Source organism: Pseudomonas sp. L5B5, assembly GCF_020520285.1.
In the GTDB taxonomy this organism is placed as follows: Bacteria; Pseudomonadota; Gammaproteobacteria; order Pseudomonadales; family Pseudomonadaceae; genus Aquipseudomonas.
Genome location: NZ_CP084742.1, coordinates 5,732,233 through 5,757,886 on the forward strand (window position 1 = coordinate 5,732,233; position 25,654 = coordinate 5,757,886).

Genomic DNA, 25,654 nt, shown 5'->3' on the forward strand with positions numbered 1-25,654 from the left:
GCACGTTATGGCAGGTCATTCCAAGTGGGCGAACATCAAGCACCGCAAAGAGCGTCAGGATGCCAAGAGAGGCAAGATCTTCACCAAGTGGATTCGTGAGCTGACCGTCGCAGCCCGTCAGGGCGGTGGCGATCCGAACTCCAACCCGCGTCTGCGCCTGGCCCTGGACAAGGCCCTGGGCGCCAACATGAGTCGCGACATCATTGATCGCGCCATTGCCCGTGGCACCGGTGCTGCAGGCAGCGACGATGTGGTCGAGCTGACCTATGAAGGCTACGGCCCCAATGGCGTGGCGGTGATGGTCGAGTGCATGACTGACAACCGCAACCGCACCGCGGCAGCTGTTCGCCATGCCTTCAGCAAGTGCGGTGGCAACCTGGGGACCGACGGTTCGGTGGCCTATCTGTTCGAACGCAAGGGACAGATCACCTTTGCCGAAGGTGTCGATGAAGACGCCTTGATGGAAGCGGCGATGGAAGCCGATGCCGACGACGTGGTCAGCAACGAAGACGGTTCGGTCGATGTGTTCACTTCGTTCGCCGGTTTCTATGGCGTGCGTAACGCCCTGGAGGCCGCGGGCTTCAAGGCGGCCGATGCGGAAATCGTCATGCTGCCCACCACCAGTGCCGAACTGGACCTGGACGGCGCGGAGAAGATCCTCAAGCTGATCGACATGCTCGAGGACCTGGATGACGTGCAGAACGTCTATTCCAATGCGGACATTCCGGAGTCGGTTGCCGCCCAGCTTGGCTGATTCAGTTGCACTAATCTTGAAGCCGGAAGTGCGAAGCCGTGATCATTGTGCGGCAGGGCGCTTCCGGCTTCTGCCTTTTCGCGGTTCCGGTCATGGCCGGCAAGCCTCTTTATTCCAGCAGCAGGCGTTATGACTCTTATTCTTGGCATCGATCCCGGTTCACGCATTACCGGTTATGGCGTGGTTCGAGACACTGGGCGCGGCTGTGTGTACGTGGCCTCGGGCTGTATCCGTACCGGTGCTGGCGAGTTGCCCGATCGACTGCAGATCGTCTATCGCGGTGTGCGCGAGGTGATCCAGACCTACGGCCCGGTCACCATGGGGATCGAAAAGGTGTTCATGGCGCGCAATGCCGACTCGGCGCTGAAGCTCGGTCAGGCACGGGGCGCGGCGATTGTTGCCGGTGCCGAAGAGGGGCTGGAGATTGCCGAGTACACCGCCACCCAGGTCAAGCAGGCCGTAGCCGGCACGGGCGGGGCCAACAAGGAGCAGGTCCAGATGATGGTCATGCACCTGCTCAAGTTGACTGCCAAGCCGCAAATCGATGCCTCGGATGCCCTGGCCATTGCCATCTGCCACGCCCACACGCGGTCCAGCCTGTTACCCCATGGCCTGGGAACGGCACGCAGTCGTGGCGGCCGCCTGCGTCTCTGATAGCATCTGCGCAGTCATTTTAGGGGTTGAGTGTCGTGCGTCCGATAGTCGGCGTGGACGCTCGCTCAACGAGTTGCCAGCTGCGGGCTGGCCATCGCCTAAGGATCTGAAACGTGATTGGACGCTTGCGCGGCACCCTGGCTGAGAAACAGCCGCCGCACCTGATTCTTGATGTAAACGGGCTGGGGTACGAAGTCGAGGTGCCGATGACCACCCTCTATCGCCTGCCGTCGGTCGGCGAACCCCTGACCTTGCACACCCATTTGGTCGTCCGTGAGGACGCCCAGTTACTCTACGGCTTCGCCAGCAAGCGTGAGCGAGACTTTTTTCGCGAATTGATCCGTCTCAATGGTGTGGGGCCGAAGCTGGCCCTGGCCTTGATGTCCAGTCTCGAGGTAGATGAACTGGTGCGCTGCGTGCAGGCTCAGGACACCTCGGCCTTGACCAAGGTGCCGGGGGTCGGCAAGAAGACCGCCGAACGCCTGCTGGTGGAGCTCAAGGACCGTTTCAAGGCCTGGGAAGCGGTGCCGAGCATGTTCGCCCTGGTACCGAACCAGCCGGATGCGCCGATGCCGGTGGCCAGCGCCGAGTCGGATGCGGTCAGTGCGTTGATCTCCCTGGGTTATAAGCCTCAGGAGGCCAGCAAGGCGGTGTCCGCCATCAAAGACAAAGGCTTGAGCAGTGAAGACATGATCCGCCGAGCCCTGAAGGGAATGATTTAAGTGATTGAAGCTGACCGTCTGATCGCTGCCACGGCCCCCCGTGAGCGCGAAGAAATCCAGGACCGGGCGATTCGTCCGGTCAGCCTGGCCGACTACATCGGCCAGCCGGGGGTGCGCGAGCAGATGGAACTGTTCATCCAGGCTGCCCGCGGGCGCAACGAGTCCCTGGACCATACCCTGATCTTCGGCCCTCCCGGGCTGGGCAAGACCACCCTGGCCAATATCATCGCCGAGGAAATGGGAGTGTCGATCAAGAGCACTTCCGGGCCGGTTCTGGAGCGTCCCGGTGACCTGGCCGCGCTGCTGACCAACCTCGAGCCCCATGATGTGCTGTTCATCGACGAGATTCATCGCTTGTCGCCGATTGTCGAGGAAGTGCTGTATCCGGCCATGGAAGACTTCCAGCTCGACATCATGATCGGTGAGGGGCCGGCAGCGCGCTCGATCAAGCTCGACCTGCCACCCTTCACCCTGGTAGGTGCGACCACCCGGGCCGGCATGCTGACCAACCCCCTGCGGGATCGTTTCGGCATCGTCCAGCGCCTGGAGTTCTACAGCGTCGCGGACCTGGCAACCATCGTCAGCCGCTCCGCCGGCATCCTCGGCTTGCCGCTGGATCCGGAGGGGGCCGTCGAGGTGGCGCGCCGGGCGCGTGGGACACCTCGGATCGCCAACCGCCTGTTGCGCCGGGTGCGCGACTTCGCTGAGGTTCGGGCCAAGGGGCATATCACCAAGGCGGTCGCCGACCTGGCTCTGAACCTGCTGGATGTCGACGAGCGTGGCTTCGACCATCAGGACCGGCGTCTATTGTTGACCATGATCGAGAAATTCGACGGTGGTCCGGTGGGGGTCGACAGCCTGGCGGCCGCGATCAGCGAGGAACGCCATACCATCGAGGATGTGCTGGAGCCCTACCTGATCCAGCAGGGCTACATCATGCGCACGCCACGCGGTCGGGTGGTGACCCGGCATGCTTACCTGCACTTCGGGCTAAATATTCCGTCACGATTGGCAGGGGCTCCCGTGGTAGACGAGTTCCTCGATGCCGTGGACGATTGATTGGGGACTTTTTGTCGACCTATCCGAGGTTTGTGCTGTCCTAGGGGGCTGGCCTCGTTGAAACTTCACGAAAAGTCGTTCAAGAATGAAAAAACAGTTGTCTGGCCGGATTGGCAACCTGAGGAGTAAGCACTAGAGTATGCGCGCGCAAAACGGGCTTGAGCCGTTCGCACATCGTTGTCGCGTTTATTACGAGGACACCGATGCCGGCGGCATCGTGTATTACGTCAATTACCTTAAGTTTATGGAGCGGGCTCGAACCGAGCGGCTACGACACCTGGGTTTTGCCCAGTCGCAGCTGGCAGGAGAGAACCTGTTGTTTGTCGTGCATTCCTGCGAAGCGCGTTATCACGCGCCGGCGCGACTGGACGACGAACTGCTGGTCAGTGCCCAAGTCACCGAGTTGAACCGTGTCAGCCTGCGTTTTACCCAGCAGGTCAGGCGGTCCTCGGATCATGCGCTGCTCTGTGAGGGGCGGTTCCTGGTGGCCTGTGTACGCGCCGACAATTTCAAACCCCGCGCTATTCCAGACGCTCTGCGTACGGCCTTTGCCGACGAGGGCAGCGCGGGTACACACTCAGAGCAGGAGATAAAGCGTGGAAGCTAACGTCGTCGACCATTCCTCCATGTGGAGCCTGGTCAGCAATGCCAGCGTTGTAGTGCAGTTGGTAATGCTGACCCTGGTTGCCGCATCGGTGACTTCATGGATCATGATCTTTCAGCGCAGCAACCTGCTGCGCGCCGGTCGACGTGCCCTGGAGAGCTTCGAAGAGCGCTTCTGGTCCGGTATCGACCTGTCAAAGCTGTATCGTCAAGCGGGCAGCAATCCTGATCCGGACTCCGGCGTCGAGCAGATCTTCCGTGCCGGCTTCAAGGAGTTCTCCCGCCTGCGCCAGCAGCCGGGTGTCGATCCTGAAGCGGTCATGGAAGGTGTGGCCCGTGCCATGCGCGTAGCGATTTCCCGTGAGGAGGAGAAGCTCGAGCAGAGCCTGCCGTTCCTCGCCACCGTCGGTTCGGTCAGCCCGTACATCGGCCTGTTCGGTACGGTGTGGGGGATCATGAACTCCTTCCGCGGCCTGGCTTCCGCGCAACAGGCAACGCTGGCCACCGTGGCCCCGGGTATCGCCGAAGCGCTGATCGCCACGGCCATCGGCCTGTTCGCAGCTATCCCGGCGGTGATCGCCTACAACCGTTTTGCTGCTCGTGGCGAGACGCTGATCAGCCGCTACTACACCTTCGCCGACGAGTTCCAGGCGATCCTGCACCGCAAAGTGCACACCAGCGAAGAGTGAGCAGGTAGACCCCATGGCCCGAGTTCGCCACAAACGCAAGCCGGTTGCCGAGATGAACGTAGTGCCCTACATCGACGTGATGTTGGTACTGCTGGTTATCTTCATGGTGACCGCGCCGATGCTCAACCAGGGCGTGAAAGTTGACCTGCCCAAGGTTTCCAGCGAAGCCTTGCCCCAGGACAACAACACCCAGGTGCTGACTATCTCGATCAAGGCTGACAAGACCTACTACTGGAACCTTGGCAGCGAAGTCGATACCGACAAGCAACAGGACAAGGCAATGACCTTGCCGCAGATGACCGACGCGGTGACCAAGATCATCCGTGCCGGCAATGAAGGCGGCAAACACACCCAGGTGTTCATTCGCGGCGACAAGTCCGTTGACTACGGCGCCGTGATGGGTGCCATGGGCGGCCTGCAGAAAGCCGGCGTCGGCAACGTTGGCTTGATTACCGAGGCGCCCTGATGCAGCAACAGCGAGAGCCGTCCGCTTCGGAAAGCTACTTCTGGCCCAGTGTCTGGGCGATCGCCCTGCACGTTCTGGTGTTTGGCATGCTGTTCGTCAGCTTTGCCATGACCCCGGAGCTGCCACCGAGCAAGCCGATCGTCCAGGCGACCCTGTATCAGCTGAAATCCAAGAGTCCGGCGACCACTCAGACCAATCACAAGATTGCGGGTGAGGCGAAGAAATCCGCCGCGCGCCAGACCGAAGCCGAGCAGCTGGAGCAGAAGAAGGTCGAGCAGGAAGAGATCAAGGCCGCGGAACAAAAGAAAGAAGAGGCTGCTCAAAAAGCCGAGGAAGCGAAAAAGGCCGACGAGGCCAAGAAAGCCGATGAGGCGAAGAAGGCCGATGACGCCAAGAAAGCCGCTGAAGCGAAAAAGGCTGAAGAGAAGCAATTGGCTGATATAGCCAAGAAGAAGTCCGAAGAAGAAGCCAAGAAAGCCGCTGAAGAAGAGGCCAAGAAAAAGGCCGCTGAAGAAGCGAAGAAGAAAATCGTCGAAGACGCGAAGAAGAAAGCCGCGGAAGACGCGAAGAAAAAAGCTGAAGCTGACGAAGCGAAGAAAAAGATCGCCGAGGATGCGAAAAAGAAAGCTGCCGCCGATGCCGCGAAGAAAAAGGCTCAGGAAGCAGCACGCAAATCTGCCGAAGAGAAAAAGGCCCAGGCCCTGGCAGACTTGCTTTCCGACAAGCCGGAGCGTGAAGCCACGAAATCGGATGAGGTGGGTGACAGTGTCGCGGGCAGTTTCGATGACCTGATTCGTATTCGTGCGGCGGAAGGCTGGGCTCGTCCCCCTTCGGCGCGCAAGGGCATGACGGTGGAACTGCGGATCGGCATGTTGCCTGATGGCACGGTGACCACGGTCAGCGTGATCAAGTCCAGTGGTGATGGTCCGTTCGACGCTTCGGCGGTGGCGGCAGTCAAGAATATTGGGCGTTTGACAGAGATGCAGGGTTTGAGTCCAAAGGATTTCGCTCCCTATCGTTCATTCAAGATGACATTCACACCTGAGGATCTAGCCTTGTGAGAAACCTTCTTCGAGGAATGCTTGTCGTTATTTGCTGTATGGCAGGGATAGCGGCGGCGGATGAAAAAAATATTCTGGTCACCAGTGGCAGTGATCGGGCAACGCCGATCGCGGTAGTGCCGTTTGGCTGGCAGGGCGGTAGCGTGCTGCCGGACGACATGGCACAGATCATCGGTGACGACCTGCGCAACTCGGGTTACTACGCACCGATTCCAAAGCAGAACATGATCAGCTTGCCGACCCAGGCCAGCGAAGTCATTTTCCGCGACTGGAAAGCACTGGGCGCCCAGTACGTGATGGTCGGCAGCATTGTTCCGGCCGGCGGCCGCCTGCAGGTGCAGTACGCCCTGTTCAACGTCGCTACCGAGCAGCAAGTGCTGACCGGCAGCGTGTCGGGCAGCGTCGATCAACTGCGGGACATGTCGCACTACATTTCCGACCAGTCCTTTGAAAAGCTCACCGGGATCAAGGGGGCGTTCTCGACTCGCCTGCTGTATGTGACGGCCGAGCGCTTTTCTGTGAACAACACTCGCTACACCCTGCAGCGTTCGGACTACGACGGTGCCCGGGCAGTAACGCTGCTGCAGTCCCGCGAGCCGATCCTGTCGCCGCGTTTCGCTCCGGATGGCAAGCGCATTGCGTACGTGTCGTTCGAGCAGAAGCGTCCGCGCATCTTCGTCCAGCACATCGATACTGGGCGTCGTGAGCAGATCACCAACTTCGAAGGCCTGAACGGTGCTCCTGCCTGGTCGCCGGATGGCAGCCGCCTGGCATTCGTGCTGTCCAAGGACGGCAACCCGGACATCTACGTGATGAACATGGCGTCTCGCCAAATCAGCCGTGTCACCAGCGGTCCGGGCATCAACACCGAGCCGTTCTGGGGCAAGGATGGGTCGACCATCTATTTCACTTCCGACCGTGGCGGCAAGCCGCAGGTCTATAAAAGCAACATCAATGGTGGTGGTGCCGAGCGTGTAACCTTTATTGGTAACTACAACGCCAACCCGAAACTTTCTGCTGATGAAAAGACCCTGGTAATGATCCACCGCCAGGACGGTTTCACCAACTTTCGGGTAGCGGCTCAGGATTTGCAGCGCGGTAGTGTAAAAATCCTTACAGACACCAACCTTGATGAGTCAGCTACTGTTGCACCCAACGGCACCATGGTAATCTACGCCACCCGCCAGCAGGGCCGGGGAGTCTTGATGCTCGTGTCCATTAATGGACGTGTGAGGCTCCCGCTTCCTACCGCTCAAGGCGAAGTCAGAGAACCGTCCTGGTCCCCTTACCTGAACTGACGCGGCGCTACAATGTTTCACTTAACACACTGGGGTTCATTAGGAGTTTCACGATGGAAATGTTGAAGTTTGGTAAGTTTGCTGCGCTGGCTCTGGCCATGGCTGTGGCTGTAGGTTGCTCCTCCAAAGGCGGCGACAACGCTGGTGAAGGCGCTGTTGATCCAAACGCTGGTTACGGCGCTAACACTGGTGCTGTTGATGGTTCCCTGAGCGAAGAAGCAGCTCTGCGCGCAATCACCACCTTCTACTTCGAATACGACAGCTCGGACCTGAAACCAGAAGCCATGCGCGCTCTGGACGTTCACGCCAAGGACCTGAAAGGTAACGGCGCTCGCGTTGTTCTGGAAGGTAACACCGACGAACGTGGTACCCGTGAGTACAACATGGCTCTGGGCGAGCGTCGTGCGAAAGCCGTTCAGCGCTACCTGGTACTGCAGGGCGTGTCCCCAGCTCAGCTGGAGCTGGTTTCCTACGGTAAAGAGCGTCCAGTTGCCACTGGCCACGACGAGCAGTCCTGGGCTCAAAACCGTCGCGTCGAACTGCGTAAGTAATTCGTCATGCGAACGTGCCGTCGTGCTGTAACTATTTTGGCTCTCAGTCTCACGCCGCTCGCGGCGTGGTCTGCGGTTCCTGTGGTCGATAGCAACTCTGGCTATGGAAATAGCGGGAGCAGTTATCCACCAGCGGGTTATGGCACGAACGGCGCCTATGCCGGGGGAGGGGTTTCGACCCCTGTCTCGGCACAGGGCGAGCTGTTCCAGCAACTGCAGCAAATGCAGGAGCAGATTGCACGGCAACAGGGTGTGATCGAAGTTCTGCAAAATGATGTAGCGCGCATGAAACAAGAAGGCCTGGAGCGTTACCAGGATCTTGATCGGCGCATAGGAAGCGGTGTTGCACCTGCCGCGACTCCTGAGAATTCTTCTGCCGGTGGCAATGCCAACGCCGCCGGTGCTGCAGCAGGGGCTGCTGCTCAAGCTCCAGCCGCCAGTAGTGAACCGGGCGATCCGGCCAAGGAAAAGCTCTATTACGATGCTGCCTTCGACCTGATCAAGGCCAAGGACTTCGACAAGGCCAGTCAGGCCTTCTCGGCATTCCTGCGCAAGTACCCCAACAGCCAGTACGCCGGCAATGCCCAGTACTGGTTGGGTGAAGTGAACCTGGCCAAGGGCGACCTGCAAGGCGCGGGCCAGGCATTCGCCAAGGTTTCCCAGCTCTATCCCAAGCACGCCAAGGTACCGGATTCACTGTACAAGCTGGCTGATGTAGAACGCCGCCTGGGTCATGCCGACCGGGTCAAGGGTATTCTGCAACAGGTCGTGGCCCAGTATCCTGGCACTTCCGCTGCCCAATTGGCACAACGGGATCTGCAGCGCATGTAGTGTGCTGGCGACCGTTACAAGAAACCCGCGCCTGTCGCGGGTTTTTTCGTTAGAATCCACGCCCTTTTTATGAAACACGCTTCCCGGGATCTACGCGTTGGCGAGGTTCCCCGAAGTGCCTGACGGAGGCGGACAGCCTGTTTAGCTGTTACGCCCGTGGCGAATATGCAAGACACATTGAGAATTACCGAAGTTTTCTACTCGTTGCAGGGGGAAACTCGGACTGCCGGGCTGCCCACGGTTTTTGTGCGCCTGACCGGTTGCCCGCTGCGTTGCCAATACTGCGACAGTGCCTACGCCTTCAGTGGCGGTACCCAACGTAGTCTCGACAGCCTGCTCGAGCAGGTTGGCGGATTCCGTCCGCGTTATGTCTGTGTCACCGGTGGCGAGCCACTGGCGCAGCCCAACGCCATTCCTTTGCTAAAGCAATTGTGCGATGCAGGCTACGAGGTATCGCTGGAGACCAGTGGCGCCCTCGATATTTCGGCGGTGGATCCACGGGTCAGCCGGGTCCTGGACCTCAAGACTCCCGGTTCCAAGGAAGCCCATCGCAACCGCTACGAAAATATCGAGCTGTTGACGGCCAATGATCAGGTCAAGTTCGTCATCTGTTCCCGCGAGGACTATGACTGGGCGGTGTCCAAGCTCATCCAGTATCGTCTCGAAGAGCGGGCAGGCGAGGTGTTGTTTTCGCCGAGCCATCATGACCTGAACGCGCGGGATCTTGCCGATTGGGTCGTGGCCGACAACCTGCCGGTGCGCCTGCAATTGCAGTTGCACAAATACCTCTGGAATGATGAGCCGGGCCGCTGAAATGACTGAATCCCTACAGAGCCAGGCCGTACCTGAAAAACGAGCGGTGATCCTCCTTTCCGGCGGCCTTGATTCGGCCACTGTCGTGGCCATGGCCCGCGCCGAAGGCTATCGCTGCTACACCATGAGCTTCGACTACGGTCAGCGTCATCGTGCGGAGCTGCTAGCTGCCCAGCGCGTTGCGCGGGACCTGGGAGTGGTGGAGCATAAAGTCATCGGCCTCAACCTCAATGGTATCGGCGGCTCGGCCCTGACTGACACTTCCATCGATGTCCCGCAGTCCCCCGGCGAAGGGATTCCTGTCACCTACGTACCTGCGCGCAACACCGTGTTCCTTTCCCTGGCCCTCGGCTGGGCGGAAGTCCTTGAGGCTCGGGATATCTTCATCGGGGTCAATGCCGTGGATTACTCGGGTTATCCGGATTGCCGTCCCGAGTTCGTCGAGGCTTTCGAGCGAATGGCCAACCTGGCGACCAAGGCCGGTGTCGAAGGGCAGGGCTTTCGGATCCAGGCGCCTTTGCAGAACCTCAGCAAGGCCGACATCATCAAGGCCGGAGTTCGTCTGGGGGTCGACTACGGGCTGACCGTTTCGTGCTACCAGGCGGATGACAATGGCCATGCCTGCGGAAAATGCGACAGCTGCCGTTTGCGCGCCGATGGCTTCCGCGCGGCCGATATCTGCGATCCAACACCTTATTTTTGATTTTTTTCACATAGGGTGTTGAATTCCCGTTAGAAATCAGTATTATACGCGCCACCACACAGCGGGTCGTTAGCTCAGTTGGTAGAGCAGTTGGCTTTTAACCAATTGGTCGTAGGTTCGAATCCCACACGACCCACCATATTCATGGTCGGATGCAGCACTGGAAAGGGCTTGGCTAAGCCGCTCTGCTAGTCTTGCAGCCATCGGAAGTGAACATCAGGTTCACATCCAAAATGATGTAAATATGAAATAACCCGCTACCGGTCACGGTCAGCGGGTTTTTTCGTTTAAGCGCTCAAGAAATTAGCTTTGCCTTAGTGCGAACTGATCCATTTCGACGCTCACGTCAGCAACTCTCACAGAAACACTGACTTGTAGTGGTCAACTAATCCCGGACACTGCGTTAAGTGTTTCCTCAGCAACAGCGGACGTCAGCCTGCTATTGAACTAATGCAGACGCTGCCAGTTGTAGCGCTGCATCAAGACACCGCCAATATTCAGCTGTGCCAGCGATGCCCTTATTTAGCCAATGGTCGGTACCCATTAGACTGCGAAATAACCGCCCCACCGTCGCTTTCTTGTAGCGGGCTGTTTGCTAATCAGCTTCATCTCGTTCATCAGTCTACGAACTTTGCATTGCCCAATCGCTATGCCGTCCTCGTTCATCATCAACATGATGCTTACGCTGCCCGCTACGCTGTGGCGTTGGGTAAACAGCTCGTTGACGCGGCCGCGCAAAATTAGTCGCTCAACATTCGGAGATCGACGCTTGCGGCAGTGCGCGTAATAGCAAGATCGGGTGACTTCAAATACCGAGCACAACAGATCAACAGGTTCTTCAGAACGAAGTTGATCAATTAACGCGAACGCTCGTGTTCCTCGGCCATCAAGAGCGCGGTGGCCTTTTTTAGGATCGTTTTTTCCCCCTCCAGCCGATTGATCCGGGCTTCCAACTCCTGGATTTTTTGCTGCTCGGGCGTCAACGCTTTGCTTTGCGGAGTCACACCATTGCGCTCTTCCTGAAGCTGGCTCACCCAGTGGCGCAAGGCCGACTCAACCAACCCGAGCGAACGCGCTGCTTCGATGTGGCTCTAGCCTTGGTCGGCGCCAGGCTGGCAACTTCGCGCTTGAACCCTGGCGTAAAAGTGCGCCGTTGCTTGGTCATCAGACACCTCTTTATGGCGAGCATTCTCGCCTGAATGGGTGTCCAGAATGATTAGACCACTCCCGACTCTACGGCCGTCCGCGCCATTCCCCGATCGGTTGTTCTCCTCTCCCTATTCAATGTTTCGCTTAGTTAATTATTTCCAAAGTTTTCGCATAGCCAATTCTTTGCCGATGATTTTTTCCCGCGGGACAAAACGTCAATCAATTGGGACGAAACGCTTAACAGTCGGATTGGTGTGGGATCTACGATAACCAAGTCGTCGTGACCACCGAAAATAATCCGGCCATAGGAGCACTCATATGGAGGAATCACGACAGATCAGATGGGAAGTCAAATTGTTCGAGACGATGTGCCTGCCAGAGCAGGGATTTGTTTTTTCCTGCCAGAAGCAAAGCTACGTGTGTCACCCGAATGAGCCCGTCAGCGCATTTGATGAATGCCTGCCGGTGATTGTCAGCATGCTGCGAAAGCTGGGCGCGGCCACGCCGCCCGAGGTTTTTCACGTCGTACTGCACACGGCGACCGGCTCGCCTGGTCGGCGCAGCTTCATACATCCACCTGGAGAGAACCCGCATGAGCAACGTGAGTGTTGTAGCGAAGGCTAAGGAAGCACTGTCGATCAAGGAAGCGCCGGTGGCGACAGAGCAGTTCGAAACACCGGAGACGGTATCGAAACGAACCTCGGTGAAGCTGACCAATCTGGGGAGCGCAGGGCAGTCGAAGCGCTCGGGGCTGGACAGCCAACTGGTGTGGTACGACACGGTGCAACTGGCGAGGCCACAGCCGGACGATAGCGTGTTCATGCGGGTGATCAACTCGCAGTACAGCGGGGTGGTGGTGTACCTGGACAACGTGGCGGACCTGTTGCCAGCGATTCCGGAACGGATGCAGGTGGTGCTGAAGCTGCGCGACGCCGCAGATCTGAAAGCCTTCCGCGGCAGCCCGCATTCCGCGGACTTCAAGGCGGACGGCAAGCACCGCCGGGGCGTGGCGTACCACGAGGCGGGCGCGCTGGGGCAACTGGGCGCTGAAGGCTTCACGACCTGCTACACGAGCTATGTGGATGATCGCGAGAGTCTGCTGAGCGCGATCAACGAGGGGTTGGCGTTCAACTATCTGTGGATCCTGTTCCGCGACCCGACCAACATTCCGCTGGAGCTGGTGATCGCGTCGCTGCAATCGACCAAGACGATCCTGATGAAGGAGATCAAGGACCCGGCCGACGTGGACGACGCGATCGTGTCTTACGGGGTGATGGAGTACGGGGCGGAAGGGGTGATCTTCTCGCCGCGCGACCACGCGGTGATGACGAGCTTCCTGGGGCAGTTGTCGGACGCGGAGCACGGCAACCTGGCGATCCAGGTGGGGACGGTGGTGGAGAGCCGACCGGTGGGCATGGGCTATCGCGCGTGCATCGATACTTCGACGTTGTTCGAACCGGACGAGGGGATGCTGGTGGGGAGCACCTCGCAGGGCGGGCTGCTGTGCTGTCCGGAGGTGTTCTTCCTGCCTTACATGGAGCTGCGGCCGTTCCGGGTGAATGCGGGGGCGGTGCACTCATATGTGTTCAACACGGACAACCGGACCGACTACATGAGCGAGCTGAAGGCGGGTTCGCCGGTGATGCTGGTGAACTCGAAGGGACGGGTGAGGCGTGCATCGGTGGGGCGGATGAAGATCGAGCAGCGGCCGCTGCGGCTGATCGAGGTGGAGTTCGCGGGTCGGGAGCGGGTGAACATCCTGATGCAGGACGACTGGCATGTGCGGGTGTTCTCGGATGGGGCTAAGCCGCTGAACATCTCGGAGCTGAAACCGGGAGACAAGGTACTGGGCTATGTGACGGAGCCGGGTCGTCACGTTGGGATCAAGATCAACGAGACGATCATCGAGAAGTAGGAGGGGACATGGGCTACGTCGGCAGAAAACTGAGAGAGCGGCGGATTCTGTTCCCGGATTCGCAGCGCGGACTGATCGTACCGGTGGATCATGGCCTGACGCTGGGGCCGATCGCGGGCCTGGAGGCGACGGACACCTTCAAAGGCTGGATCGGCAGCCCGCACATCAGTGCAGTGCTGGGGCACAAGGGCTTGATCGAGCGGCTGATTGTGCGTGAGCAGCTGCACCCGGCGACGGGGGTGATCGTGCACTTGAACGGAATGGCGAGCCTGTCGCCGCACGCGGATACCAAGGTGATGGTGTCGGATATCGAATCGGCGCTGAGGCTGGGTGCGGACGCGGTGTCGATGCAGGTGAACTTCACGGAAGAGAACTTCGCGCACAACTTCACGATGCTGGGCGCGGTGACGGACGCGGCGCACGAGGCAGGCCTGCCGTTGCTGACGATGCTTTACGACAAGGTGAAGGCGGCGACGGCGGCGGAGCGGTTGGGACGGCTGAACCATTTGGTGCGGGTGGTAACGGAGCTGGGTTCGGACGCGGTGAAGCTGGCGTACCCGGAATCGCTGCATGAAATCGGAGAGCTGGTGCGGCGGCATGGCAGCGACATTCGGATTTTCTTCGCGGGCGGGGAGAAGGCGAGCGAGGAAGGGCTGGTGGCAATGACGCGGGCGGTGGTGCAGCAAGGAGCGAGCGGGCTGTGTATCGGTCGCAACGTGTTCCAGCATGCGCGACCGCAGGCGTTGTTGAGGCTGCTCGCCGGCTGCGTGAAGGGAGAGGAAACCGAACGGGTGCTGGAGCTCAGCGCAGTGTGAGCGCGAAGGTGAATCCGACATGAGTCTGATCTCCGCGCCCGGGCTGGGCGCGGTTCTTGAGGGTGGAACCGATGAATACAATGAATCACCAGGAAACAGGTTTGTCCGCTCCGGTCGCGCATGGGCTCTCGCCGTTGTGGGTGGACATGTTTCCGGCGGGATTGCTGGAGGATCTGAGCGCAAACCCGTTCCTGACGGCGTGCCGGGCGGGCATGGTGAGCGACGCGCAACTGCGCGGCTTCCTGATTCAGCACCATCATTATTCGCAGTACTTCACACGTTACCTGTGCTCGCTGATGGGGAGCCTGACGGACCTGGGCGAATTCAAGGCGCTGTCGCACAACCTGGCAGAAGAGCTGTCGGGCAATGACACGGATCAGGTCTCGCATGCGGAGCTTTACCGCGAGGCGATGGACGAGCTGGGCGCGGTGCCGCGTAGCCTGCCGGTGCTATCGAGCACGCAGGCGCTGATCGACGCGATGTTCCGCTATTGCCGCAGCGGGGATCCGCTGGATGGGCTGGCAGCCCTGTGCCTCGGCGCGGAGGCGATCGTGCCGATCGTCTACGGGCCGATCCTCGATGCGCTGCGGCACCGGCATGCGCCGATGCGGGCGTTGCGGTTCTTCCAGATCCATGTGGAAGAAGACGAGCAGCACGCAATCGTGATGCGCGAGATCATCGACCGGATGATCGCCGAGCGACCCTATCTCAGAGCTCGAGTGGTGGCGGTCGGCGAGGAGATGGTGCAGCTGCGGATGGCGATGCTGAGCGAGCTGATGGCCTACGGCGGTGGCGGCGGTGCGCGCCTGCCGGAAGCGGGGCTGGCCGCATTGCGCGCGGATGCCTCGCTGGGCAGCGGCAACTTCCTCGATTTGTGCCTCGGGCTGAGCCCGGTGAAGGGCGTCGAGTTCCTGTACCTCGACAAGCCGCTTTGCTATGCGGACGGCACCCGGCTGCACGCGCTGAGCCTGGCGACGCTGCAGCAGTACCGGCGCTCGCTGGCGGACTGGTATCTGCGCCAAGGCGTGGGCCGCGACGATGTGGTGGCGGTCTGCGTGGAAGACGGCATCGCACCGTTCCTGCACTACCTGGCGCTGACGAGCCTGGGCGCGGCGATCGCGCTGATCAATCCGGCGATGCCCGCCGAGGTGGGCGAGGCCTACATGCGCGAGAACGGCTTCGACAAGCTGGTGGTAGATGCGCAGACACAGGCATCGAGCGGCTTCGTGCGGCAGTGGCGGGTGCTGAACGCATCTGCCCTCGTCGATGTATCGCAGGCGCGCCTCGAGCCGGAGGTCGAGCTGCCAGAGTGGTGGCCGGTCGCGCCGGAGGATTCGACGCTGGTGATGTTGAGCCACACGTCGGGGACAACTGGCGTGCCGAAGGCGGTGCGCTTCGAGCACCGGCAGTTCTTCATGGGCAAGCGGGCGCGCATCGGGCGCTTCGCGGAAGGTCCGGACGAACGCCTGTTGACGGCACTGCCGCAGTCGCATTCGGCGGCGATCAGCCATCTGGAGACGGCGGTGCTGCACGGGATCCCGACCTGCGTGATGGGTACGCAGGACGGCGAGAGGGTGCGTGCGGCGATCAAGGCATTCATGCCGACCACGGTGCTGGCGTTCCCGAAAAGCTACATGCAGTTGGTGGAGGGCGGCGTGGCGGAGCGCGAATTCGCCACGGTGCGGCGCTGGTTCAGCATGGGCGACGCGGCCCACCAGAGCCACACGCGCCGCCTGCTGGTGGGCGCGCCGGCGTCGCGTTTCATCGATGCGTTCGGCAGTTCTGAACTGGGCATGGCGCTGTTTCGTAGCGAATCGACGCTGGACGCGCTGGCGCCGCGGCGTGCGATCGGCCGGCCGGTGGACATCGCGGTGGCGAAGATCCTGCACTCGGAAACGGGCGACGAGGTGCCGCCGGGCGAGACTGGGCTGCTGGCGGTGCGCGCTCCCACGATCACCTCGGGTTACTGGCAGCAGCCGCAGCGCACCCAGGGCGCGTGGCGCAACGGCTACTTCCTGACGGGCGACGTCGCGTACTGCGAGGACGGCGTGTTCTATCAGATCGACCGTGAGGTCGATGTGGTGACATCGCCGTTCGGCGCGCTGTACACGCTGCAGCTGGAAGAGGTCGCGCAGCAGGTGGACGGCGTGTGCGACGTGGCTGTGGTCGGCGTGGAAGGCGGCGCGCAGGGAGATCCCGCGCTGCTCGCGCTGGTGCTGCCGGAGCGCCGTGTGACGGACCCCGCCGCGCTGGCCTCGCAGGTGCAGGACGCGTTGCGCGACGCGATCGGTGCGCAGCTGCCGGAGGAGTTGGTCGCGGTGGTCGTGGTGCGCAGCCTGTCGTTCCTGCCGGTGGGCGCGACTGGGAAAGTGCTGAAGCGGCTGCTGCGCCACTCGGCGGGGGACTTGCTGGAACAGGTAGCGGACGGCGGGGCCGCGAGCCGCGACGTACTGCATGTGACGCGTCGGGCGACAGCCGGTGTGGGGGTCTGAATGGAGATGCCAAGAGAGATGACTGACCAGAACTATGAATCCGACGCAGTCGCGTCGGTGCGGCGGCGGCTGGCCGCCGCCGAGGCGGAGCGGTTGACGCAGTACGAATGCGACGGGCGCATCTTCGAGGTTCACGACGGGGTGTTTCCGCCGACGCATTTCCAGTCGACCCGGATCTTCACGCAGCACCTGCCGTATCCGCACGGCGGCGCGTTCCTGGAGATCGGCTGCGGCACGGGCGTGACGGCGGTGACGGCTGCGTTGTCGGGCTGCGCGCGGGTGGTGGCGTCGGACATCAGCGAGGCGGCGGTGGGCAACGCGCGGGCGAACGTGCTGCGTCACGGCGTGGCGCAGCGGGTATCAACGCGCCACGGCGACCTGTTTGACGTGCTGGACGACGGTGAGCGGTTCGACATGATTTTCTGGAACTCGAACTTCGTGTTCGTGCCGGAAGATTACGCGTTCGAGCAACCGATCCTGCGCGCGTTTTGCGATGCGGGCTACGTCGCCCATCGTCGCTTCTTGCGGGAAGCACCGTCGTACCTGAGTCCGTCGGGCCAGCTGCTGATCGGCTTCAGCAGCCAGGGTGACGAGTCCGCGCTGACGGCGCTGCTGACGGAGCACGGCTATACATCGACGGTGGTCGCGTCGGCGTATGGCGAGGGTCCGGGCGCACACCGTTACGACATCCTGCGGCTGTGGCCCGGTGGCGCGCAGTCCGGGCGCGACGCGGGAGGGGCCGGCGCGTGACGACGGATGCATTCGATGCGCTGTCGCAAGGCGCACAGCGCCCCGTGGCGATCGTCGGCGGTGGGCCGGTGGGGCTGATGCTGGCGCTGTTCCTTGATCGTCACGGGGTGGCGAGCGTGGTGTTCAACCTGGAAAAGGACAGCCGCTGGCATCCGAAGGGGAGCACCCACAACACGCGGACCATGGAGCACTACCGGCGGCTGGGCGTTTCGGAGGCGGTGCGTGGGCTGGGGTTGCCGGCGGATCATCCGCGCGACATCGCCTACTTCACGCGGCTTGCGGGCTGGGAGCTGGCGCGGCTCGGCATGGGCACGGAGCGGGAGCGATCACGCGCGGCTCACGAAGGCGGTGAGCTCGATCAGCAACCCGAACCACTGCTGCGCGCCAACCAGATGTATGTGGAGCGCTTCCTGCTCGCGCACGCGGGCACGCGTCCGAACATCACGCTGTGCTACGGCTGGCGGGTAAGCGGCTTCGAGCAGGATGCGACTGGCGTGACACTGTCGGCGCAGCCGGCCGGCGGCGGTGCGGTCGAGCGCTGGCGCGCCGCCTACCTGGTGGGCTGCGACGGTGGCGCGAGCTTCGTGCGCCGCACGCTGGGGATCGCCTACGCCGGACCTGGCGGCGCGCACGACGGCTTCCTGGGCGGGCACATGTTCTCGAGCTACGTGCGGATCCCTGCGTTGCACGGCGAGCTGCTCGGCGACCGCAAGGCCTGGATGTACAACGTGATGGCGCCGGGCGCGCGGATGCTGCTGGTGAGCCTGGACGGCGGCGACGAGTTCCTGCTGATGTCGAAGCCGGAGGTCGGCGCGGCGGAGCCGGACGATGCGACGGTGATCCGGCGGATCCAGGAAGGCGTGGGCTGCGCGGTGGACGTGGAGGTGCTCGCGCATGCGCCGTGGCAAGGCGGCGTGGCGCTGGTGGCGGAGCGCTTCTCGGCGGGGCGGGTGCATCTGGCCGGCGACGCGATTCACCTGTTCTCGCCGACGGGCGGGCTCGGCATGAACACCGGCATCGACGGCGCGGCGAATCTCGCGTGGAAGCTCGCAGCGGCGGTGCAGGGCTGGGCGGGAGACAGCCTGCTGGCGTCATACGAGGCGGAGCGCCGGCCGATCGCGCATCGTAACACCGCTGCCGCACGCTTCCTGACGCAGCGGGTCGGCGAACTGCGGGTGCCGGCGCACGTGGAGGCCGACGACGCGGCAGGTGAGGCGGCGCGGCGCGAGCTGGGCGAACAGCTGACGGGGTTTCGTCGCCAGTTCGAGGCACCGGGTGTGGAACTGGGCGCGCGCTACGACGGTTCGCCGATCGTGTGGCCGGACGGCGCGCCGCCCGACGACGATCTGCTGGCTTACCGACCGAGCAGCGTGCCGGGCGGTCGGCTGCCGCATATGTGGGTGACGGGGGCGGACGGCGTGCGGCGTTCGATGTTCGACCTGCTCGGTACGGGCTTCACGCTGCTGCGGGTCCGCGCGTGCGGCGCGACCGCCGGGGTGAACGATGACTGCGCCGCGCGGCTGGCCGATGCGGCACGTGCGCGCGGGATCCCGTTGTCGATCGTCGATGTGGAATCGAATGCGGCGCGCGCGTTGTACGCGCGGCGCTTGGTTCTGGTGCGGCCCGACCAGCACGTCGCGTGGCGCGGCGACACGGCGCCGCGCCACGCGGGCGCGGTGCTCGATCGTGCGGTGGGCCGGATCTGACGGCCGCGCGCAGGGTGGATGGGTTTTCTTGTCACGGGGGGAACACGATGATTGAAACAGAAGTGTTGATTGTGGGGAGCGGCCCCTCGGGATCCGCGGCGGCGCTGTTCCTGAGCAGCTACGGTATCGAGGTGATGGTGGTGACCAAGCACCGCTGGCTCGCCAACACTCCGCGCGCGCATATCACAGGCCAGCGGACGATGGAGATCCTGAACGAGTTCGGCGTCGGCGAATCGCTGGCGGCGAACGCGGTGCTCAACGACATCATGGGCAACACCGTCTTTTGCGAGACGCTCGCGGGCAACGAGATCGCCCGCCTCAAATCCTGGGGCGCGCATCCTGAGCGCATCAGCGACTACCGGATCGCGAGCCCGTTCCTGCTGTGCGATATTCCGCAGACCTACCTCGAGCCGATCGTGCTCGGCAAGGCCCTGCAGAACGGCGCACATGCGAAGTTCTCGACCGAGTACGTGCGCGCGGTGCAGGACGCGGACGGCGTGATCGTGACGGTGCGCGACCGTCTCGACAATCGCGAATACGAAATTCGCGCGAAATACGTGATCGGCGCCGATGGCGCGCGCAGCCAGGTCGCGGCAGACGCGGCGCTGCCGATGACCGGCGAAGAGAACCAGGCTGGTTGCATCAACATCTTCTTCGACGCGGATCTCGCACCGCTGGTCCAGCACCGGCCGAGCGCGATCTTCCTGATCTTCAGCCGCGCGGCGATGGCGGGTGGTATCGGCGTCGGCGCGTTGCGGATGGTGCGGCCATGGCACGAATGGCTCGGCGTGTGGAACTACGACATCAACCTGCCACCGCCGAAGCTGAGCGCCGACGACGCGACCGACATCCTGAAGCAGATGATCGGCGATTACGACACCGAGATCCGCGTGCGCTCGATCTCGACCTGGACGGTCAACAGCCGCTACGCGACGCGCTATTCGAACGGCCGGATGTTCTGCGTCGGCGACGCGGTGCATCGTCATCCGCCCAACAACGGACTGGGCTCGAACACCTCGATCCAGGACTCGTACAACCTGGCGTGGAAACTGGCCTATGTCATCAAGGGGCAGGCCGGCGCCGGGCTGCTCGACACCTATAGCGAGGAGCGCGCGCCGGTCGGGCGCGGGATCGTCGAGCGCGCGATGAAGAGCATCGACGAGAGCCGCACGCTCAGTGCGGCGCTCGGCCTGGACCGCGGCGGGCTGGACGACGACTACCTCACGCTGGGCGGCGAGGCTGGGCAGCGCCGGCGCGAGCACTATTACCGCGCGCTGCGCGCGAAGAACTATGAGTTCAACGGGCATGGCACGGAACTCAACCACCTGTACCGGTCCGCGGCGATCGCGCCGGATCCGCAGGAACCGCCGCCGGCCGAGGACCCTGACCTGTTCTGTCGCTTCCATTCGTCGTTTGTCGCGGGCGCGCGCGTGCCGCACGTGTGGCTGTCGTCGCGCGGCACGCAGGTGTCGTCGCTCGAGCTGGTCGGACACGGCGCGTTCACCGTGCTGACCGGCATCGCCGGTCGCGCCTGGGCGCAGGCCGCGACGCGCTGCGCGGCGCAGCTCGGCCTGCCGGTGCGGGCGCAAGTGATCGGCCCGGGCGAGGCGGTCGAGGACTTGTACGGCGACCTGTACGCCCGCTGCGGTTTCGACGAGGCGTCGTGCGTGCTGGTCCGCCCGGACGGCCACATCGCTTGGATCGGCGTCGCGCCCGGTGACGAGGCGACCTGCACGACGCGCCTGCGCGAGGTGCTGCTGCCGCTGCTTGGCCTGTCGCGCCCGGTCGCGCACGTCGCGCAGCCGGACCCAGCGGTGCACTGACCGGCCAATGGATGCGGATGCATCGACACAGTTATGCAACGTAAATCTACGTGGTGCGCGGCGTCGCCCCGCTGTCGATCAACTCAAGGAGGATGTATGGCAAGGCTTGAAGGAAAGTATGCACTGGTCACGGGCGGCACGACGGGGATCGGGCTGGAGACTGCCCGGCAGTTTCTCGAGGAAGGCGCGATTGTCGCGATCACTGGCCAGAACCCCGACACGCTCGCGGCGGCGGAAAGCCGTTTCGGGCGGGACGTGTGGGTAATCCGCAGCGATGCGGGCTCGGTCGCTGCGCAACACGTGCTCGCTCAGGTGCTGCGCGAGCGCTGGCCGCGCATTGACGCGCTGTTCGTGAACGCGGGCATCGTCACCAGCCACGGGCTCGATGTGGAGAGCGAGGAAAGCTATGACCGGCTGATGGCGATCAACGTGAAAGGGCCGCTGTTCCTGATCCAGGCGCTGGCGCCGTTGCTGGCGGAGCCGTCGTCGATCATCCTCTGTGGCTCGGTCAGCGGCCATCTCGGGCGCAGTGGCGTGAGCGCGGCCTATGCGACCAGCAAGGGTGCGCTGCTGTCGATGGCGCGCGCGCTGGCGGGCGAGTTCACCAGCCGGCGCATCCGCGTCAACAGCATCAGCCCGGGTCCGATCCGCACACCCGCGTTCGACAAGCTCGGGCTGGACAACACCGAGCGCGTGTTTGAGCAGGTCAAGGCGATGATTCCGGCCGGCCGGGTCGGGCTGCCGGAGGACGTGGCGCGCGCGGCCGTCTATCTGGCCTCGGACGAGTCAAGCTTCCTGCTCGGCTCTGAGATCGTCATTGACGGCGGCATGGTCTACGTATAGGCGCTCGGCGTCGGGCGTGGTGAACAGGTTCGCATGCAGGAAGTCGACGAAGACCCGCAGCTTCGGCGACGGATGCTTGCCGGATGGCCACAGCACGTGGAACGCGCCGGAGTTCTGCGTGTACTTGTCGAGCACGATCTGCAGTTCACGCGCGGCGAACGCGTCGCGCACCGCGAAATCCGGCAGGCACGCGATGCCGTGGCCGGCTTTCGCGACATGCAGCAGGGTCTCGATATTGTTGCAGGTCATCCGCGCTGGCAGTTGCAGGCTTTCGTCGAGCGAGTCCGCGCAGAGCGGCCACTTCTCGAGCTTGCCGGTGGTGAGGAAGCGGTGCTGGAGGCAGTCGTGTTCACGCAGGTCGGCGGGCCGCTCCGGCACGCCCTTGCGCGCGAAATAGTCGGGCGAGCCGACCAGCAGCAGACGGTAGACGCCGAGCCGGCGCGACATCAGTCGCGAATCGTTGAGCGTGCCGGTGCGCACCGCGGCGTCGAAACCCTCGTCGATCAGGTCGACGAGCCGGTCGGTGAAATCGATATCGAGCTCGATCTCGGGATAGCGCTGCATGAATGCGGCGATGACGGGCAGCATCAGGTCGCGCACCAGCGGCAGGCTGACACGGAACTTGCCGCGCGGCGCGTCGAGCGTGTGCGACAGCTCCGATTCCGCCACGGCGGCTTCCGCGAGAATGTGCTGGCAGCGCTTGAGGTAGAGCGCGCCTTCGGCGGTCAGATTCATGCTGCGGGTACTGCGATGCAAGAGCCTGACGCCGAGGCGTTTTTCCAGGCGCGCGATGCTTTTGCCGACCGCGGACGCGGACAGCCCGAGTTGCTGTCCGGCGCCGACGTAGCTACGCGTCTCGGCGACCAGAACGAAGACTGTGATGCCGCTCAACCTATCCATGGCTATTTCCGTGCGGAATATATTTCCCGTGTCAAAGGAATTGTATGTGATTTTTCTCTCCCACTGAATCTCGTACGCTTGAATCAAACCGGGTGAATCGGTTTGCAGGCAATTCGTGCATTCGCATGCGCGACTGCGCCGGGCGTGTCAGCCCGCGCGCGAACTCTCCTTCCTCTTCCTTACCGAGCCACTGACATTCTATGAGCCAATCCGAGCATCATCCGAACCGGGGCCACGCGAACCTACTGTTGCTGACCGCCTGCATGACCGCCGTGCTGATTCCGCTCAGCATCGCGGGACCCGTCGTGACCGTGCCGTCGATCAGCCAAGCGCTGGGGGGCACGGCGGTCGAACTGAACTGGGTGTCCAACGCGTACCTGCTGACCTACGGCAGCGCGACGATGGCGGCGGGCAGTCTCGCCGATGTATATGGGCGCAAGCTGCTGTGGCTGCTTGGCATGCTGGCCTATGTGCTGGTGACGGCCGCGATCCCGTTTGCGCCGACCGTGCTGGTGCTCGATGTGCTGCGCCTGGTACAGGGACTCGGCGCTGCCGCCGCGTTCGCGGGCGCGATGGCAACGCTCGCGCAAGAATTCCACGGCCGCGACCGCACCAAGGTGTTCAGCATGATCGGCACGACCTTCGGGCTCGGTGCCGCGTTCGGCCCGCTGGTGGCGGGCTTTTTGGTCGATACACTCGGTTGGCGCTGGGTGTTCTGGCTGCCCGCGCTGCTCGGCGTGCTGGTGGTGCTGTTCGTGCAGATCAGTGCACGCGAGTCGCGCGACCCGAACGCGGCCGGACTCGACTGGCCGGGTGCGATCAGCTTCACGAGCACGCTCGGGCTGTTCACCTATGCGATCCTGCTGGTGCCGGAAAACGGCTGGGGCAGCCGCATCGTGATCGGCTCGCTGCTGGCGTCGGCGGTGCTGCTCGCGATCTTCATCGCGATCGAAACCCACGTGCGTCGGCCAATGCTCGAACTGTCGCTGTTTCGCAACACGCGCTTCATTGGCGTGCAGGTGCTCGCGGCCGCGCCGGCCTATACCTATGTGGTGCTGATCCTGCTACTGCCGATGCGCCTGATGGGCATCGACGGGCAGAGCGCGTTCGAGGCCGGCTGCTTCATGATCGCGCTGTCCGCGCCGCTGTTGGTGCTGCCATTCGTTGCAGCGTATCTCGCGCGCTGGCTCACGGCCGGCGTGATTTCCGGCATCGGCCTGCTGATTGCGGCTGTCGGGCTCGCGTGGCTCGGCGTCGCGATGGCGTCCGGCACGCTTGCGAACTCGGTCGCACCGTTGATCGTGATCGGGGTGGGCATCGGCCTGCCATGGGGGCTGATGGACGGGATGGCGGTCAGCGTCGTCGAGAAGGAACGGGCCGGCATGGCGACCGGTATCTTCAACGCGGTGCGCCTCACGGCGGATGGGGTAGCGATCGCGGTGGTCGGCGCAATCCTGTCGGCGCGAATCTTCGGCGACCTGAGCCGCGCGGGGATCGCGGGCGCGGAGCCCGTCGCGCTGAAGGAGGCGGCGAACCGGCTCGCGATCTCGGATGTCACGCACGCCGTATCGCTGCTGCCGGAAGCGCCGCGGGCGCTGCTGTTGCAGGTGTATAACGCAGCCTTCGAGTTCCAGTTCTATTTGCTGGCGGGGGCGGCCGTGATCACGGCGCTCGTCGTGTTTGCCGCGCTAGGCTCAGTACGGACGCACGATGAGTCCGAGATGCCGTTGCCGGACGCGTCGTTGAGCAAGGAAGCCGGCTGAGCGTTGCCACGGCGCGGAGGGCGCCTGAATAGGCGACGGCGTGACCATCTGCCTTGCCCGGTCGGACCAGCATTTGTAGTGTCAACCAACAAGAATAACGAGACACATCATGGAAGAAGTGCAAGAGATGCGTACGGAGGCGTGGGCCACGCCGTGCATGCCCCTGCTGTCGCTCGAGTTCGGCCGGTGCGGCCTCGGCGAGCGCCCGGCCTGGATGGGTGGCAAGCGCGACGGCTACCGGTTTTCCACGCGGGACTATCCGAGCGAGCAGCGCGTTGAATCATGGGCCGAGCACAATCGGCTGCTCGAACTGACGATGCACGGCGTGCAGGCGGGCGGTTTCGCGTTCGATCAGGTGGATGTGCCGTTCGGGTCGATGGTGCTCGGCTTCCGGCGCTTCGAGAGCACCACGGCGGCCGCGCCGTCGAGCTATCGCTTCGAACGGACCATGGCGCTGATCCGGCAGGACGGTTTCGATTTCTTCTACCTGCTGCTCAATCCCGTCGGCACGCTGCGCTACGAGATCGACGGGCGCGGGTTCGAGCAGCCGTGCGCGTGCCTGGCGCTGCTGGACATGTCGAAGCCGTTCAGCGCCACGGTGCCGGAGGGTGAATCGGTGATCCTCATCGTTCCGCGCAGCATGATCCCAGTGTCGGCGAGCCTGCTGCATGGCCAACTGCTGAATTGCCACGCGAGCCTACTGCTCATCAGCCAGTTGCAACTGGCCGCGCGCTACCTGCCGGGGCTGCACGCGAAGCAGATCGCGCACATCGCGCAGGGTACGCTGAGCCTGCTGCACGCCGTGTTCGTGCAGGATGCCGATGTGATCGAGCAGTCTGCGCACGGCGTCGACCGCCTGAAGCACGAGCGCGCGCGGCAATACATCGAGGCGCACCTGGATTCGCCCGATCTGAACGTCGAGCAGATCTGCCGCGAGGTCGGGTTGTCACGTTCGGCGCTGTACAGGCTGTTTACGCCGATGGATGGCGTCGCCACCTATATTCGTCGGCGTCGGCTCATCAAGATCCGCACTCACCTGCTCGCGCATCAGGTATCGCACCGGACCATTTCCGAGCTGGCGTATCGATACGGGTTCAACAGTCCGACGCAGTTCTGTCGCGCCTACAAGCAGTATTTCGGCTATACGCCACGGGAAAGCCGTCTGATGGCGGCAGCAGGGCGGGCCGATCCGTCGCGGGGCTACAGCGCGTGGTTGCGCGCGAGCGGCGTGTGACCAGCCGCTCGGTGGTGCCGCCGGAGGTCGAGGCGATCGGCGTGTACGCCGAGGTTCGTG

At 62.9% G+C, this 25,654-nt stretch carries 24 protein-coding genes, 1 tRNA gene and 1 pseudogene; 24 read left to right on the forward strand and 2 right to left on the reverse strand.

Translation table 11 applies throughout. The features are described 5' to 3' along the window. The first annotated feature begins 7 nt into the window (after window positions 1-7). The 14 genes from LGQ10_RS26375 to LGQ10_RS26440 all read left to right on the forward strand — a co-directional run bounded on the left by LGQ10_RS26375 (window position 8) and on the right by LGQ10_RS26440 (window position 10,343). The gene (locus tag LGQ10_RS26375; RefSeq protein WP_058433414.1) at window positions 8-754 is read left to right on the forward strand and encodes a YebC/PmpR family DNA-binding transcriptional regulator; all 747 of its coding nucleotides are present in this window, start codon (window positions 8-10) and stop codon (window positions 752-754) included. 129 nt (window positions 755-883) lie between these two features. Continuing rightward, on the forward strand, window positions 884-1,408 hold the full coding sequence (gene ruvC, locus LGQ10_RS26380; RefSeq protein WP_072442684.1) for a crossover junction endodeoxyribonuclease RuvC: 525 nt from the start codon (window positions 884-886) through the stop codon (window positions 1,406-1,408). A gap of 113 nt (window positions 1,409-1,521) precedes the next feature. Then, entirely contained in the window at window positions 1,522-2,130 is a 609-nt protein-coding gene (gene ruvA, locus LGQ10_RS26385; RefSeq protein WP_161756146.1) for a Holliday junction branch migration protein RuvA, read from the forward strand. Continuing rightward, entirely contained in the window at window positions 2,131-3,189 is a 1,059-nt protein-coding gene (gene ruvB / locus LGQ10_RS26390) for a Holliday junction branch migration DNA helicase RuvB (protein ID WP_058436071.1), read from the forward strand. It abuts the gene before it with no gap. 139 nt (window positions 3,190-3,328) lie between these two features. Beyond that, window positions 3,329-3,796, forward strand: a complete 468-nt coding sequence (gene ybgC / locus LGQ10_RS26395) for a tol-pal system-associated acyl-CoA thioesterase (protein ID WP_058436070.1) — start codon at window positions 3,329-3,331, stop codon at window positions 3,794-3,796. Next, window positions 3,786-4,481 (forward strand): protein TolQ, encoded by a 696-nt coding sequence (gene tolQ, locus LGQ10_RS26400; RefSeq protein WP_058436069.1) that lies wholly within the window; start codon window positions 3,786-3,788, stop codon window positions 4,479-4,481. Before ybgC ends, tolQ begins: the two co-directional genes overlap by 11 nt. Window positions 4,482-4,494: 13 nt before the next feature. Next, window positions 4,495-4,947: a protein TolR gene (tolR, locus tag LGQ10_RS26405; protein ID WP_022640507.1), complete on the forward strand. Its 453-nt coding sequence runs from the start codon at window positions 4,495-4,497 to the stop codon at window positions 4,945-4,947. Beyond that, window positions 4,947-6,008, forward strand: a complete 1,062-nt coding sequence (gene tolA, locus LGQ10_RS26410; protein WP_226523666.1) for a cell envelope integrity protein TolA — start codon at window positions 4,947-4,949, stop codon at window positions 6,006-6,008. The genes tolR and tolA overlap by 1 nt, the downstream gene beginning before the upstream one ends. Window positions 6,009-6,025: 17 nt before the next feature. Further along, entirely contained in the window at window positions 6,026-7,306 is a 1,281-nt protein-coding gene (gene tolB / locus LGQ10_RS26415) for a Tol-Pal system beta propeller repeat protein TolB (RefSeq protein ID WP_170001676.1), read from the forward strand. Between the two features lie 53 nt (window positions 7,307-7,359). Then, the gene (pal, locus tag LGQ10_RS26420) at window positions 7,360-7,857 is read left to right on the forward strand and encodes a peptidoglycan-associated lipoprotein Pal (RefSeq protein ID WP_022640504.1); all 498 of its coding nucleotides are present in this window, start codon (window positions 7,360-7,362) and stop codon (window positions 7,855-7,857) included. A 6-nt stretch (window positions 7,858-7,863) separates the two neighbouring features. Beyond that, window positions 7,864-8,688, forward strand: a complete 825-nt coding sequence (gene ybgF / locus LGQ10_RS26425) for a tol-pal system protein YbgF (RefSeq protein ID WP_226523667.1) — start codon at window positions 7,864-7,866, stop codon at window positions 8,686-8,688. Window positions 8,689-8,853: 165 nt separating this feature from the next. After that, window positions 8,854-9,501, forward strand: coding sequence for a 7-carboxy-7-deazaguanine synthase QueE (gene queE, locus LGQ10_RS26430; RefSeq protein WP_058434891.1), 648 nt, complete (start codon window positions 8,854-8,856; stop codon window positions 9,499-9,501). Window position 9,502: 1 nt separating this feature from the next. Further along, entirely contained in the window at window positions 9,503-10,204 is a 702-nt protein-coding gene (gene queC, locus LGQ10_RS26435) for a 7-cyano-7-deazaguanine synthase QueC (RefSeq protein ID WP_058434892.1), read from the forward strand. A gap of 63 nt (window positions 10,205-10,267) precedes the next feature. Then, window positions 10,268-10,343, forward strand: a tRNA-Lys gene (locus LGQ10_RS26440). A 428-nt stretch (window positions 10,344-10,771) separates the two neighbouring features. Here the strand turns inward: LGQ10_RS26440 and LGQ10_RS26445 are convergent. Continuing rightward, a pseudogene (locus LGQ10_RS26445) lies at window positions 10,772-11,369 on the reverse strand (transposase); the annotation flags it as partial. Between the two features lie 302 nt (window positions 11,370-11,671). Between LGQ10_RS26445 and LGQ10_RS26450 the strand changes: the two are divergent. From LGQ10_RS26450 to LGQ10_RS26485, 8 genes are all read left to right on the forward strand, one after another. Further along, window positions 11,672-11,977, forward strand: a complete 306-nt coding sequence (locus tag LGQ10_RS26450; RefSeq protein ID WP_226523668.1) for a hypothetical protein — start codon at window positions 11,672-11,674, stop codon at window positions 11,975-11,977. Beyond that, window positions 11,946-13,268, forward strand: coding sequence for a 3-dehydroquinate synthase II (locus tag LGQ10_RS26455; protein WP_226523669.1), 1,323 nt, complete (start codon window positions 11,946-11,948; stop codon window positions 13,266-13,268). Before LGQ10_RS26450 ends, LGQ10_RS26455 begins: the two co-directional genes overlap by 32 nt. A gap of 8 nt (window positions 13,269-13,276) precedes the next feature. After that, entirely contained in the window at window positions 13,277-14,083 is an 807-nt protein-coding gene (locus LGQ10_RS26460) for a class I fructose-bisphosphate aldolase (protein WP_058435830.1), read from the forward strand. Between the two features lie 71 nt (window positions 14,084-14,154). Continuing rightward, the gene (locus LGQ10_RS26465; protein WP_226523670.1) at window positions 14,155-16,575 is read left to right on the forward strand and encodes an AMP-binding protein; all 2,421 of its coding nucleotides are present in this window, start codon (window positions 14,155-14,157) and stop codon (window positions 16,573-16,575) included. Between the two features lie 18 nt (window positions 16,576-16,593). After that, window positions 16,594-17,325 carry a methyltransferase gene (locus LGQ10_RS26470; RefSeq protein ID WP_226523671.1) on the forward strand — a complete coding sequence of 244 codons (732 nt, stop codon included), beginning with the start codon at window positions 16,594-16,596 and terminating at the stop codon, window positions 17,323-17,325. After that, window positions 17,322-19,031 carry an FAD-dependent monooxygenase gene (locus LGQ10_RS26475; protein WP_226523672.1) on the forward strand — a complete coding sequence of 570 codons (1,710 nt, stop codon included), beginning with the start codon at window positions 17,322-17,324 and terminating at the stop codon, window positions 19,029-19,031. Before LGQ10_RS26470 ends, LGQ10_RS26475 begins: the two co-directional genes overlap by 4 nt. Before the next feature lie 47 nt (window positions 19,032-19,078). Further along, a complete protein-coding gene (locus LGQ10_RS26480; protein ID WP_226523673.1) occupies window positions 19,079-20,854 on the forward strand; it encodes an FAD-dependent oxidoreductase in 1,776 nt (591 codons plus the stop codon). Between the two features lie 96 nt (window positions 20,855-20,950). After that, window positions 20,951-21,697: an SDR family oxidoreductase gene (locus tag LGQ10_RS26485; RefSeq protein ID WP_058437784.1), complete on the forward strand. Its 747-nt coding sequence runs from the start codon at window positions 20,951-20,953 to the stop codon at window positions 21,695-21,697. On the opposite strand, the gene LGQ10_RS26490 is transcribed toward LGQ10_RS26485, so the two are convergent. Next, a complete protein-coding gene (locus LGQ10_RS26490; protein WP_226523674.1) occupies window positions 21,641-22,597 on the reverse strand; it encodes a LysR family transcriptional regulator in 957 nt (318 codons plus the stop codon). The genes LGQ10_RS26485 and LGQ10_RS26490 overlap by 57 nt on opposite strands. Window positions 22,598-22,797: 200 nt before the next feature. On the opposite strand from LGQ10_RS26490, the gene LGQ10_RS26495 reads away from it, so the two are divergent. Then, on the forward strand, window positions 22,798-24,360 hold the full coding sequence (locus tag LGQ10_RS26495) for an MFS transporter (protein ID WP_058434254.1): 1,563 nt from the start codon (window positions 22,798-22,800) through the stop codon (window positions 24,358-24,360). A 109-nt stretch (window positions 24,361-24,469) separates the two neighbouring features. Then, on the forward strand, window positions 24,470-25,594 hold the full coding sequence (locus LGQ10_RS26500) for an AraC family transcriptional regulator (protein WP_226523675.1): 1,125 nt from the start codon (window positions 24,470-24,472) through the stop codon (window positions 25,592-25,594). The last annotated feature ends 60 nt before the right edge of the window (window positions 25,595-25,654 follow it).